This window comes from uncultured Georgenia sp., from assembly GCF_937958535.1.
GTDB lineage: Bacteria > Actinomycetota > Actinomycetes > Actinomycetales > Actinomycetaceae > Oceanitalea.
This window is the reverse complement of sequence record NZ_CALGNQ010000282.1, coordinates 1-12,105: the sequence shown is the minus strand read 5'-3', so window position 1 is coordinate 12,105 and position 12,105 is coordinate 1. Positions and strand designations below refer to the sequence as shown.

The following is a 12,105-nucleotide window of genomic DNA, read 5'->3' as shown; positions in this document are numbered from 1 at the left end:
GAGCGTCGGCGCCGACCGTAGACCGGCCGCCGACCGCCCCGCCGGCCCGGCCGCCCCGCCGGCCCGGCCGCCGACCGCCCCGCTGACCGCCGACTGACCGGCCACCTGGGTCGCCCTTCTCGATCACCGCTCGCCCTGGCGAACAGGCCAGGCTGAGCCGAAGGGACGAACCACCGGAGGTGGGGGAGGGGCCCGGCGCCGCGTCGGCGGAGCCGGGGCGCCGGGGCGTCAGCGGCGCCGGGGTACCGAGGCCTCAGCGGCGGGGCTGGGGGCCGTCCTCGTCGGAGGGGCTGCTCGCCTCGTCGCCGGTGGGACCCTCGCCCTCGGCGGGGCCGGCCTCCGGCTCGGGCTCCGGCGGCTCGGGCTGCCGCAGCCGCCTGCTCAGGTCGGCGAGGAACTCGGGGTCGTCGTCCGGCGCGATCGGGCGGGAGGGATGCCGGGTCGCGGGGCCGGCGGACGGTGCCCCGTAGGCCGCGCCGCCCCGGCCCCCCGCGTGCTGCGCCTTGCGGCTCACCCGGCTCACCACGAGCCACGCCGCGGCACCCGCGGCCGGGAAGACGATGATGAGGATCACCCAGATGGCCTTGGGCAGGCCCACGGGCATGTCCTCGTCGTCGGAGCGCACGCAGTCCACCAGCGCGTAGATGACCAGCGCCAGCAGCAGGACAAGGGGGAGGTATCGCATATCCCCTCCAGCCTATGCCGTCCGCGCGCAGGTCCCCACCCGCTCGCAGCAGGCCCACCCGCAGGTGGTACCCCCGAGCGCTGGGACTAGGCTGCTGGCGTGCCCATCGTGCGCTACACGCTGCTCCGCCTCGCGGTGCTCGCCGTCGTCCTCGGTCTGCTCTGGCTGGTCGGCGTCCGCGGCTGGCTGCTCCCGCTCCTCGCCGTCGTCGTCGCCGCCCTGGTGTCCTTCCTCGTCCTGCCGAAGCAGGCGGGCGAGGCGGCCCAGGTGCTGGCCCGCAAGCGGGAGCGGAAGCCGGTGGAGGACGCCATCGCGCAGGACGCCGCCGAGGAGGACGCCCTCCTCGACGGCGAGGACGACACCCCCGGGCGGCGCGAGGGTTAGAGCGCCAGCCCCAGCCCGAGCAGCACACCGTAGCCGAGCTCGAGCAGCCCGGTGTCCCGCAGCACCCGGATGAGGTCACGCCCCGTGGCACCCCCCAGGACGGTGCGGGCCTGCCGGACGGCGAGCGGCACGAGCAGGAGGGTGAGCAGGGCCCACGGGTGGGCCGGTGCGACGGCGAGCGCGAGCAGGAACGGCACGACCGTCATGGCGACGTACCCCCACCGTGCGTGCCGGTCCCCGAGCCGGACCGCCAGGGTGTGCTTGCCGGACACCCGGTCGGTGGGGATGTCGCGGATGTTGTTGACCATGAGCAGGCCGCAGGCGATGGAGCCGATACCCACCGCACCTGCCACGGCCGGCCCCGACACCCGCAACGCCTGGGTGTAGGTGGTCCCGAGCGTCGCCACCAGGCCGAAGAAGACGAAGACGCCCACCTCGCCCAGTCCCCGGTAGCCGTAGGGGTTGCGGCCGCCGGTGTACCCCCAGGCCGCCAGCACACACAGCGCCCCGACGGCCACCAGCCACCACGTCCCGGCGAGCGCGCACAGCACGAGGCCCAGGACCGCTGCGACACCGAAGGAGGCGAAGGCGGCGAGCTTGACGGTCCCCGGGTGGGCGGCGCCGGAGCCGGTGAGCCGCGGCGGGCCGGTGCGGTGGTCGTCGGTGCCGCGCACACCGTCGGAGTAGTCGTTGGCGTAGTTCACCCCGATCTGCAGGGCGAGCGCGAGCCCGGCGGCGAGCAGCGCGCGGGGCACGGAGCCGGCCTCCAGTGCGTAGGCGGCGCCGGTGCCGACGAGGACGGGGGCGGCAGCGGCGGGCAGGGTACGGATCCGGGCGCCTTCCACCCAGTCGGCGAACGTGGCCATGAAGCTCCTTGCGGCGGGGACGGCGTCCAGCGTAACGGCGCGCCCCGCCCCGGTCAGGGCAGGCGCTCGGTGCGGGGGTCGCCGGCGGCGAGCAGCTCCCGCGCCCGGGCCGCCGCGCCGAGCCGGTCGACCTTGCCCGGCCCGCGCAGCGGCAGCTCGGGGAGCCGGACCAGCGCCCGGGGGGCGTGGGGCCGGCCGAGCCGCGCTCCCACGTGCGCCCGCACCGTCGCCAGGTCCGCAGCCGTCTCCCCGGCCACCACCGCGGTCACCAGCGCCCCCCAGTGGTCGTCCGGCACCCCCACGACGACGGCCTCGCCCAGCCCGGGCAGTTCGCCCAGGGCCTGCTCGACGGCCGCCGCGGACACGTTGAGCCCGCCGCTGAGGATGACGTCGTCCAGCCGGCCGAGGACGGTGAGCACACCGCCGGCGAGCGAGCCGCGGTCCGCGGTGCGCAGCCAGCGTCGTCCAGCACGCACGTGGAACGTGTCCCGGTCCGCCGCGGGGTCGTCGAGGTAGCCGCGGGCGAGGACCGGGCCGGTGACCCACACCCGGGAGTCGGTGTCCACGTCCACCTCGACGCCGGGCAGCGGGACGCCGTCGTAGACGCAGCCGCCGCCCGTCTCGGTCATGCCGTAGGTGGTGACGACGCGCAGGCCGGCGTCGCGGGCGGTGGCGAGCAGCGCCCCTGCCGTCCGTGCGCCGCCGACGAGGACGGCGGAGAGCCGGCGGAGCGCGGCGACGGCGTCGTCGTCGGCCATGACCCGGGCCAGCTGGGTGGGCACGAGGGAGAGGTACCCGGGCACGTCGTCGCGGAGCCGTCCGACCGCCGCGGCGAGGTCCGCCGCCCGGAAGCCGTCCGTGGTGTCGAGCACCACCGGCTCGGTCCCGGCGACGACGGAGCGGACGAGTACCTGCAGGCCGGCGATGTGATGGCTGGGCAGGCAGGCGAGCCACTGGCCCGGCCCGGCGAGACGCTCGTAGGTCGCACGCGCCGAGGCCACGAGCGCCGCACCGTCGAGGGCGACGAGGTGGCCGGTGCCCGACGTCGAGCCGGACGTCGCGACCACGGCTGCGACCCCCTCCGGCACCTCCGGCGGTGCGGGCGCGGGCAGGGCCGGGTCGGCCGGACGCAGCGCCGGACCGCTGCCGTCGAGCGCCGCCGGAAGGGCCGCGAGCAGCCCGCGCACGGCGTCCGGGGCGGTGCCGCCCGGGAGCACCGCGGCGCGCCGGAGGTCGTGTGACGTCATGTCCGCCAGGGTAGGTGCCAGCGCCGGTACCGTGGCCCCGCAGGCCGACACAGGAGGCGCCAGATGGCCGGACGACGATGGGCCGCGACCGTGGCCGTGACGCTCTGCGCCCTGACGGCGTGCAGTGGGGCGGGACCGAAGACCGTGGGGGAGGCGGTCACCGCGACCCCGACACCGGAGCCGACCGTGACCGCCGAGCCCACCGGACCCGGGCCGACCTGGCCGCTCACCGGCCTGCCGATGGAGGACGGCGCGGACCGCCCCGCCGTCGCGGTCAAGATCGAGAATACCGCCATGGCGCGCCCCCAGACCGGCCTGGACGAGGCCGACGTCGTGTGGGAGGAGATGGTCGAGGGCGGCATCACCCGCTTCAACGCCGTCTTCCACTCCCGGCTGCCCGAGGTCGTCGGCCCGATCCGCTCGCTGCGCCCGATGGACGCCGGCATCGTCGCGCCCCTCCACGGGCCCCAGGTCATCTCCGGCGGCCAGGCGCTCTTCCTCGCCTCGGTGCGCGACGCCGGCGTCCAGCTCATCTCCCACGACGGTGGCCACGCGGGCTTCTTCCGCAGCCCCGACCGGCAGGCGCCGCACAACCTCTACGGCCGGCTCACCGACTTCCTCGCCCAGGCGGAGGCCACCGACCCGCCGCCGGAGCAGTTCGCCTTCGCCACCGACCCCGACGACGCGACAGCGGTCCGGGCCGGGGAGCCCGCCACCTCCGTGCGGCTGCGCTTCCCGCAGACCTCCCCGGGCTGGACCTGGGACGCGCAGGAGGCGCGCTGGGAGCGGGACGAGGCCGGGACCGCCGCCACCACCCCGGACGGGGCGGTGCTCGGCGCCCAGAACGTCGTCGTGCTGCGCGTCCAGGTCGTCGCCTCCGCCGGCCGCGACCAGTCCGGCAACGCGGTGCCCGAGACCGTGATGACCGGCACCGGGGAGGCGCTCGTCGCCTCCGGCGGGCACACCGTGGCGGCCACGTGGTCCAAGCCCGCGGTCGCGGACCCGGTGACGCTGACGACCGGCGACGGCACCGTCGTGGAGCTCGCGCCGGGGACCACGTGGGTGGAGCTCGTCCCTGTGGACAGGGGCGGGGTCGACGTCCAGCGGTGAGGTCGGGCACGGGCCGGACCCGCGCGGTCCTCCCTTAGCAGGATGGAGGGCGCCCGAAATAGGTGCTGCCGACGGATTCCCCGGGATTGTGAGGTTGGGCATGCTTGATGCGTGACCGCGCTCCACGAGCTTCTTCGACAGGGGGTGTGGCAGGCACGGTAACGGGGGGCGTGCCCGCTGGAGCAGGAGTGGAGGCCTGCGCGAGGCGGGCACGTACGGGCCGTGTCCGCAGCGGCTGACAGGGATGGAGGGCCCGGGCGCTGCGGACACGGCCTCTTCTTACCGTGCGGCGCGGTCACAGTCGTGCGGGCGGTGGCCACAGCGTCGCGGCCGACCGATCCCCGGCGCCCGTGCTCAGTAGTAGTACGGGAAGCGCGACCAGTCCGGCTCGCGTCGCTCGAGGAAGGCGTCGCGCCCCTCGGCGGCCTCGTCCGTCATGTACGCCAGGCGGGTCGCCTCGCCGGCGAACACCTGCTGCCCGACGAGCCCGTCGTCGACCATGTTGAACGCGAACTTCAGCATCCGGATCGCCTGCGGCGACTTGCCCGCGATGATGCGCGCGTACTCCAGGGCCGTGGTCTCCAGCTCCGCGTGGTCGACCACCTCGTTGACCACGCCCCAGCGCTCGGCGTCCTCCGCCGAGTACTCCCGGGCGAGGAAGAAGATCTCCCGGGCCCGCTTGTCCCCCGCCTGCCGCGCGAGCAGGCCCGAGCCGTAGCCGGCGTCGAAGGACCCGACGTTCGCGTCGGTCTGCATGAAGCGCGCGTGCTGGCGCGAGGCGATGGACAGGTCGCACACGACGTTGAGGGAGTGCCCACCCCCGGCGGCCCAGCCGCTCACCGCGGCGATGACGACCTTGGGCATGGTCCGGATGAGCCGCTGGACCTCGAGGATGTGCAGCCGGCCCGCGCGCGCGGGGTCGATCTGCTCCCGGCGCTGCGCCGTACCGGCGCGCGGGTCGGCGTCCTCGGTCTCGTAGCGGTAGCCGTCCCGGCCCCGGATGCGCTGGTCGCCGCCCGAGCAGAAGGCCCAGCCGCCGTCCTTCGGGCTCGGGCCGTTGCCGGTGAGGATGACCGCGGCGACGTCCGAGCTCATCCGGGCGTGGTCGAGGGCGCGGTAGAGCTCGTCGACGGTGTGCGGCCGGAAGGCGTTGCGGACCTCCGGGCGGTCGAAGGCGATCCGCACCGCGGGCAGGTCGCGGGTGCCGCCGTCGGGGGTGCGCTCGACGGCGCGGTGGTAGGTGATGTCGGTGAGGTCGAAGCCCTCGACCGGCCGCCAGAGGCGCGGGTCGAAGGGCTGGGCGGTCTGCTCGGTCATGCGGGCAACCCTATGGCTCCCCCGTCCACCCGCCGGGTGCGCCCCGCCTATCCTCGGGACGTGCCCACCGTGTCCGCGCGTCCCCTGCCCACGCCCGCCGCCGTCTGGTCCACCCCGATGACCACCCGGTTCCGCGGCATCACCACCCGCGACGGCGTGCTGCTGCGCGGTGACGCCGGCTGGGGGGAGTTCTCCCCCTTCTGGGACTACGACGCCGCGGAGTGCGCGCCCTGGCTCGCCGCCGCCCGGGAGGCGACGGACGAGGGCTGGCCGGCGCCGGTGCGCGACCGGGTCCCGGTCAACGTCACCGTCCCCGCCGTCGGGCCCGAGCAGGCCGCCGCGATCGTCGCGGCGAGCGACGGCTGCCGCACCGCCAAGGTCAAGGTCGCCGAGCCCGGACAGGACCTGGCCGCGGAGCAGGCCCGCCTCGAGGCCGTCCGGGACGCCCTGGGCCCGGGCGGCAAGGTCCGCATCGACGCCAACGCGGCCTGGGACCTGGAGACCGCGCTGGCCCGGCTGCCGCTGCTCGACCGCGCCGCCGGCGGGCTGGAGTACGCCGAGCAGCCCTGCGCCGACGTCGCCGACCTCGCGGCGCTGCGCCGGCGCACCGAGGTCCCGATCGCCGCCGACGAGTCGATCCGGCGCGCCGCCGACCCGCTCGCCGTGCGTCGGGCCGAGGCCGCCGACGTCGTCGTCCTCAAGGTGCAGCCGCTCGGCGGGGTGCGCGCCTGCCTGCGCCTGGCCGAGGAGGTGGGGCTGCCGGTCGTCGTCTCCTCCGCGCTGGAGTCCTCGGTGGGGATCGCCGCCGGGGTGGCCCTGGCCGCGGCGCTGCCCGAGCTGCACCACGCGTGCGGCCTGGGCACCGTGCGCCTGCTCGAGCGCGACACCGTCCCCGACCCGCTCGTGCCGCGCGGCGGGTACCTGCCCGTCACCGTCCCGGAGCCGACGGCGCAGAGCCTCGCCGCGGTCGCCGCCCCACCGCAGGTGCGCGAGCGGTGGCGTGACCGACTCCGCGACGTCGCCGGGGCTGCCCGGTGACCGCCGAGGCGCCGGCGGCGCTGCTCGCCCGCGAGGTCGTCACCGCCCTGGTCCGGGGCGGGGTGGGCCACGTCGTGCTCGCGCCGGGCTCGCGCAGCGCCCCGCTCGCCTACGCCCTGCTCGCCGCGCACGACGCCGGCTGGCTGCGGCTGCACGTCCACGTCGACGAGCGGGTCGCCGGCTTCGTCGCGCTCGGCCTGGCCCGCACCGCCGGCGAGCCCGCCGCCGTCGTCACCACGTCCGGCACTGCGGTGGCGAACCTCCACCCCGCGGTGCTCGAGGCAGCGCACGGCGGGGTGCCGCTCGTCGTCCTCAGCGCCGACCGGCCGCACGAGATGCGCCGCACCGGGGCCAACCAGACCACCGACCAGGTCGGCCTCTTCGCCGGGGCGCCGCGCTGGCACTCCGACCTGCCCGCCGACACCCCGCCCGCGGCCGCCCGGCAGGTCGTCGTCCGGGCGCTCGCGGCCGCCACCGGGGCGCGCTCGGGCGACCCCGGCCCGGTGCACCTCAACCTGGCCTTCCGTGACCCGCTCGTGCCCGCCCGGGCGTGGGAGCCCGGCCCCCCGCCCGCGCCGCGGCAGGTCGTCGTGCCGCAGGAGCGCGGCGGGGCGCTGGACGTCCCGGCCGGTGGGCGGGTGGTCGTCGTCGCCGGGGACGGCGCCGGACCCGCGGCCGCCCGGGTGGCCGAGGCCGGGGGCTGGCCGCTCCTGGCCGAGCCCACCTCGGGTGCACGCACCGGGCCCAACGCCGTGCCCGCCTACCGGCTGCTCCTCGCCGAGCTCGACGAGGAGGTGGAGCGCGTCGTCGTGTACGGCCGGCCCACCCTGTCCCGGCCGGTCGGCCGGCTGCTGGCGAGGCCCGGGCGCGCCGTCGTCGTCGTGGCGCCGACCGGGGCGGTGTGGCCCGACGTCGCCGGTACGGCCGAGCACGTGACCCCGGCCGTGCGGGTGGTCCCCGGCCCCGTGGACGAGGAGTGGCTGGGCCGCTGGCGGCGCGCGGGCGTCGCCGCGGCGGCCGTGCTCGACGGACCGGCGGGGCTCGACGGGCTCGCCGTCGCCCGCGAGGTCGTCGCCGCGTCGGCGCACGGGGGACCGGACGTGCTCGTCCTCGGCTCGTCGATGACGGTACGTGACCTCGACCTCGCCGCACCCACGGTGCCGGCCACGTTGCGGCTGGTCGCCAACCGCGGCCTCGCCGGGATCGACGGCACGCTCGCCACGGCCACCGGCCTGGCCCTGGGCACCGGCCGCCCGGTGCGCGCCGTCGTCGGGGACCTGACCTTCCTCCACGACGCCGCCGCGCTGCTCCGCGGCCGGCTGGAGGAGGAGGTCGACCTCCAGGTCGTCGTCCTCAACGACGGGGGAGGTGCCATCTTCGCCACGCTCGAGCACGGCGCGCCGGAGCGGGCGGCGAGCTTCGAGCGGGTCTTCGGCACACCGCAGGACGTCGACCTCGCCGGGCTGTGCGCCGGCTACCGGGCGCGGCACACGGCCGTGCGCAGCACCGAGGAGCTCCGGGCGGTGCTGGCCGAACCGGTCCGCGGCCGGTCCGTGGTCGAGGTCGTGCTCGACCGCTCGCGGCTGCGCGACCAGCGCGCCGAGCTGGCCGAGCGGGTGACCCGGGCGGTGCGCCGGGCGCTCGCGGGCTGAGGGCCGCCTCGTCGCCGAGCGGACGGTGCGCCGGGGGCCGACCGTCCCGAGGCGGCGTCGCACTGCCCCGGTAGGACGTAGGCTCGGCCGCATGCCCCGGATCATCGCGCCCACCGTCGCGGAGCACCGCGCCGCTCGTGAGCGTGCCCTCCTCGACGCCGCCCACGCGATCCTGCTGGAGACCGGTGAGGCCCCCGGGCTGGCGGCCGTGGCGGAGCGCGTGGGGCTCGCGCGCACCAGCGTCTACCAGTACTTCCGCTCCCGGCGGGAGCTGCTCCAGGCGATGGTGCGGGACGTCTACCCGCGGTGGGTGGAACGGGTGGCTGCCGCGATGGGCGCCGCGCCGACCACGGCCGACCAGGTGCTCGCCTACGCCGCGGCGAACGTCGAGCTCGTCGCGGAGGGGGCCCACGCCGTCGGCAGCGCGCTGGCCGCGCTCGACCCGGGTGAGGCGCTGGACGCCCAGGCGATGCAGATGCACCGCGAGCTGCAGGAGCCGCTCGTCGCCGCGCTGGAGTCCCTCGACGTCGAGTCGCCGGAGGAGGTGGCCGGGCTGGTCAACGCCGTCGTCCACGCCGCCACCGTGCTGCTGGAGTCCGGTCGCTCGCCGGCGGAGGTGCTCGACCGGATGGTCGTGGTGCTGGGCCCCATGGTGCGGGAGCTGGGCGGCCGTGGTGTGCTGCCCCCACCCGCGAAGTAGCGCACGTCACCCGCGCGGGGGTTCCGGTCCGGCGGCACGTCGTGACACACTGTCGACATCTTCTCGACAGCATGTCGGTAACCGTCGGCGCGCCCACCGCGTCCCGGCCCGGCACCCCCCACGCCCCGAAAGGGTCTTCGTGTTCCTCGCACTGCGCGAACTGGCCTACGCCCGCGGCCGATTCAGCCTCATGGGCGTGGTCATCGCCCTCATCGCCATCCTCATGGTCATGCTCTCCGGCCTGTCCGCCGGGCTCGTCAACGACGGTGTCTCCGGGCTCAAGGGCCTGCCCGTCTCCGCCGTCGCGTTCGACGCAGGGACCCGGCAGGACAACGCGTTCTCCCGGTCCGTCGTCGACGCCGAACAGCTGTCGGCGTGGCAGGAGCACCCGGACGTCGCCCAGGCGACGCCCATGGGGGTGTCCATCGTCAACGCCGAGACCGACAGCGGCGCCCAGGTCGACCTCACCCTCTTCGGGGTGGAGCCCGACTCGTTCCTCGCCCCCTCCCTCTCCGCCGGGAGCCCCCTGGGGGACCCGGCGGGGATCGTCGTCTCCGAGACGATGCGCGAGGAGGGCGTGGAGATCGGCACCGTCCTCACCCTCGAGCGGGTGGGGACCGAGCTCGAGGTGGTCGGCTTCACCGAGGGCCAGGCGACGTTCGGCCACGTCGACGTCGCCTGGACCCCGCTCGCGACGTGGCAGCTCATCACCCTGGGCGAGGCACCGGCGGCGGCACCCACCGCGGAGGACCTCGCGGCGCTCGAGGCCGACCACGCCTCGGTGATCGCCCTGCAGGGCGTCCCCGGCTCCCCGCTGGCCGCGGGAGACCCCGCGGCGCTGGCGGACGGCGACGCCGCCGCCGACACGACGACGATGACCCTCGAGCAGTCGTTCAACGCCTCGCCCGGCTACCAGGCGGAGACCCTGACGCTGAGCATGATCCAGTGGTTCCTCTACGCCATCGGAGCCCTCGTCGTCGGCGCCTTCTTCACGGTGTGGACGATCCAGCGCGGGCACGAGCTCGCCGTGCTGCGCGCCATGGGTGCCTCGGCCCGCTACCTGCTGCGCGACGGGCTCGCCCAGGCCGCCGTCCTGCTCGTCGCGTTCACCGCCGTCGGCGTCGCGGTCGGTGTCGGCCTCGGGGCGCTCATGCCCGCCGGCATGCCCTTCTCCCTCGAGGCACGCCCGATCGCCGTCGCCTCGGCCCTCACCGTCCTGCTCGGGCTCATCGGTGCGGCCGTCGCCGTGCTCCGCGTGACCCGCATCGAACCCGTCACCGCCCTCGGAGGAGCACGATGACCCGGCCCGTCCCGACCGCCACTGCCGACACCGCCACCCCCGACTCGCCGGTCGCGAGCCTCCGGCTGCGCGACGTCACCCTCGAGGTGGGCGACGGCGCCGGCCGCGTCCGCGCCCTCGACCACGTCGACCTCGAGGTCCACCCCGGCGAGCTGGTCGCCGTGATCGGTCCCTCCGGTGCGGGGAAGTCCTCGCTCCTCGCCGTCTCCGGGGCCCTGGCCGCGCCGACCTCGGGTGAGGTCACCGTCCTGGGGCAGGACCTCGGTGCGCTCCGCGGCCGGCGCGGGCGGGGCGCGCTGGCCCGGTTCCGCAGGGAGAACCTCGGCTTCGTCTTCCAGTCCGGCAACCTCATCCCTGCGCTGACCGCCGCGGACCAGCTCCGCCTCGCCCACCGGCTGGCCCACCGCCGCGGCAGGTCGCGGGCCTTCGACCCCCGCCCGCTCCTCGACGCCGTCGGGATGGGCCACCGCGCGCACAGCCGACCGGCGCAGCTCTCCGGCGGCGAGCGGCAGCGGGTGGGCATCGCGCGGGCGCTGGTCAACGACCCCGGGCTGCTCCTCGTCGACGAGCCGACCGCGGCCCTCGACCGCGCCCGCAGCCAGGACATCGTGGCGCTGCTCGCGGAGCAGTGCCGCACCCAGCGGATCGCCGCCGTCATGGTCACCCACGACCACGACGTCCTGCACCACTGCGACCGAGTCCTGGAGATGGTCGACGGCCGACTGTCGCCCGTGCGCTCCTGAGGCCGTGCCGCGGCCCTGAGCCCGTCCGGTGCGCCGCTGAGCGCGGCCGTGCGGTGCCCGGCCGATGAGTTCCGCGCCTCGCGCCGGTCTGTCCCTCCCTCACCACGACCCAGGAGGACGTCATGCAGGAGCTCATGGTCGACTTCATCGTCTCCCTCGACGGGTACGGCTCGGCGGAGGGCGGGCCCGGGTTCTGGGGGATGGAGGGTCCGGAGTGCCTCGGCTGGCTCGAGGAGCAGGCACCGGACGCCGCCCTGACCGTCATGGGCGCGAACACCTACCGGCTCATGTCCGAGTTGGCGGCCCACCCGCCGGAGTCGGGCTACTCGGAGGACGAGCAGGCGAGCCTCGACAGCCTCGCCACGATGCCCAAGGTCGTCTTCTCCTCGACCGTCACCGAGCCGCTCGCCTGGCCGAACACCCGGCTCGTCCGGGGCGACGCCGTCGCGGCGGTCCGGGCCCTGAAGGAGGAGAGCGACCTGCCGCTGCGCACGCTCGGCAGCGTGAGCCTGTGCCGCTCGCTCCTCGTCGCGGGCCTCGTGGACCGGTTCCGGCTCGTCGTCTTCCCGGTGATCAACGGGCAGACGGGGCAGGACCGGATCTACGACGGCTACCCGGAGGTGGCGCTCGAGCTGAAGGAGAGCCGGACCTTCGACGGCCGGCTGCAGCTGCTCGACTACGTCCCGACGGTGCTCGACGGCCCGCTCACCCGCTGACCCGCCGGGCACGGGCTCAGCGGCCGGTGACCCGCCTCCGGTCGTCCGGGAGCCGCCGCGTGCGGCCCGTGCGGTCCAGATGGGCGAGGAGCGCGAGCACCACCCGCCGGCTCGTGCCGAGGTGACGGCGGGCCTCGCTCACCGTGAACGGCTGCGGGAGCGCGGCCAGCCGCTCGGCGGCGAGGTCGTCCGCCCCGGCGAGGAGCACGACGCCGGGTGCCGGCCGCAGCACCAGTCCCGCGCGCACCGCCGCGGCCTGCGCCTTGGCGTCGAGGCCGAGTGCGGGCAGCTCGTCCGCGGCCGGCGCGGCGAAGGGGGCCTCCCCCAGCCGCTCGCGCAGCGCCGCC

Annotated in this window: 13 protein-coding genes; 8 read left to right on the top strand and 5 right to left on the bottom strand. The window is 76.4% G+C overall.

What is annotated here, in order from left to right; genetic code table 11:
• Nucleotides 1-253 precede the first annotated feature (253 nt).
• Nucleotides 254-685 carry a PLD nuclease N-terminal domain-containing protein gene (locus Q0195_RS15765; protein WP_299280286.1) on the bottom strand — a complete coding sequence of 144 codons (432 nt, stop codon included), beginning with the start codon at nucleotides 683-685 and terminating at the stop codon, nucleotides 254-256.
• A gap of 99 nt (nucleotides 686-784) precedes the next feature.
• Here Q0195_RS15765 and Q0195_RS15760 point away from each other — a divergent pair, with 99 nt between their 5' ends.
• Nucleotides 785-1,069, top strand: coding sequence for a DUF4229 domain-containing protein (locus Q0195_RS15760; RefSeq protein WP_299280284.1), 285 nt, complete (start codon nucleotides 785-787; stop codon nucleotides 1,067-1,069).
• On the opposite strand, the gene Q0195_RS15755 is transcribed toward Q0195_RS15760, so the two are convergent.
• Both Q0195_RS15755 and Q0195_RS15750 read right to left on the bottom strand, forming a co-directional pair.
• Nucleotides 1,066-1,935, bottom strand: a complete 870-nt coding sequence (locus Q0195_RS15755) for a 1,4-dihydroxy-2-naphthoate polyprenyltransferase (protein WP_299280281.1) — start codon at nucleotides 1,933-1,935, stop codon at nucleotides 1,066-1,068. The two genes, Q0195_RS15760 and Q0195_RS15755, sit on opposite strands and share 4 nt — an antisense overlap.
• A 53-nt stretch (nucleotides 1,936-1,988) precedes the next feature.
• Entirely contained in the window at nucleotides 1,989-3,182 is a 1,194-nt protein-coding gene (locus Q0195_RS15750; RefSeq protein WP_299280278.1) for an AMP-binding protein, read from the bottom strand.
• A 63-nt stretch (nucleotides 3,183-3,245) separates the two neighbouring features.
• Here Q0195_RS15750 and Q0195_RS15745 point away from each other — a divergent pair, with 63 nt between their 5' ends.
• Nucleotides 3,246-4,292, top strand: coding sequence for a DUF3048 domain-containing protein (locus Q0195_RS15745; protein WP_299280275.1), 1,047 nt, complete (start codon nucleotides 3,246-3,248; stop codon nucleotides 4,290-4,292).
• A 354-nt stretch (nucleotides 4,293-4,646) separates the two neighbouring features.
• On the opposite strand, the gene Q0195_RS15740 is transcribed toward Q0195_RS15745, so the two are convergent.
• Nucleotides 4,647-5,609, bottom strand: coding sequence for a 1,4-dihydroxy-2-naphthoyl-CoA synthase (locus Q0195_RS15740; protein WP_299280272.1), 963 nt, complete (start codon nucleotides 5,607-5,609; stop codon nucleotides 4,647-4,649).
• Nucleotides 5,610-5,678: 69 nt separating this feature from the next.
• Here Q0195_RS15740 and Q0195_RS15735 point away from each other — a divergent pair, with 69 nt between their 5' ends.
• The 6 genes from Q0195_RS15735 (at nucleotide 5,679) to Q0195_RS15710 (ending at nucleotide 11,758) form a co-directional block, all read left to right on the top strand.
• Nucleotides 5,679-6,647, top strand: a complete 969-nt coding sequence (locus Q0195_RS15735) for an o-succinylbenzoate synthase (protein WP_299280289.1) — start codon at nucleotides 5,679-5,681, stop codon at nucleotides 6,645-6,647.
• Nucleotides 6,644-8,299: a 2-succinyl-5-enolpyruvyl-6-hydroxy-3-cyclohexene-1-carboxylic-acid synthase gene (gene menD, locus Q0195_RS15730; protein WP_299280269.1), complete on the top strand. Its 1,656-nt coding sequence runs from the start codon at nucleotides 6,644-6,646 to the stop codon at nucleotides 8,297-8,299. The genes Q0195_RS15735 and menD overlap by 4 nt, the downstream gene beginning before the upstream one ends.
• A 91-nt stretch (nucleotides 8,300-8,390) precedes the next feature.
• On the top strand, nucleotides 8,391-8,999 hold the full coding sequence (locus Q0195_RS15725; RefSeq protein WP_299280266.1) for a TetR/AcrR family transcriptional regulator: 609 nt from the start codon (nucleotides 8,391-8,393) through the stop codon (nucleotides 8,997-8,999).
• Between the two features lie 139 nt (nucleotides 9,000-9,138).
• Nucleotides 9,139-10,299 (top strand): ABC transporter permease, encoded by a 1,161-nt coding sequence (locus Q0195_RS15720; protein WP_299280263.1) that lies wholly within the window; start codon nucleotides 9,139-9,141, stop codon nucleotides 10,297-10,299.
• Complete coding sequence (locus Q0195_RS15715) at nucleotides 10,296-11,042, top strand: ABC transporter ATP-binding protein (RefSeq protein WP_299280260.1); 747 nt, start codon at nucleotides 10,296-10,298, stop codon at nucleotides 11,040-11,042. The genes Q0195_RS15720 and Q0195_RS15715 overlap by 4 nt, the downstream gene beginning before the upstream one ends.
• A 122-nt stretch (nucleotides 11,043-11,164) precedes the next feature.
• A complete protein-coding gene (locus Q0195_RS15710; RefSeq protein WP_299280257.1) occupies nucleotides 11,165-11,758 on the top strand; it encodes a dihydrofolate reductase family protein in 594 nt (197 codons plus the stop codon).
• A gap of 16 nt (nucleotides 11,759-11,774) precedes the next feature.
• On the opposite strand, the gene Q0195_RS15705 is transcribed toward Q0195_RS15710, so the two are convergent.
• On the bottom strand, nucleotides 11,775-12,105 hold a 331-nt coding region (locus Q0195_RS15705; RefSeq protein ID WP_299280254.1), incomplete at its 5' end, for a SelB C-terminal domain-containing protein.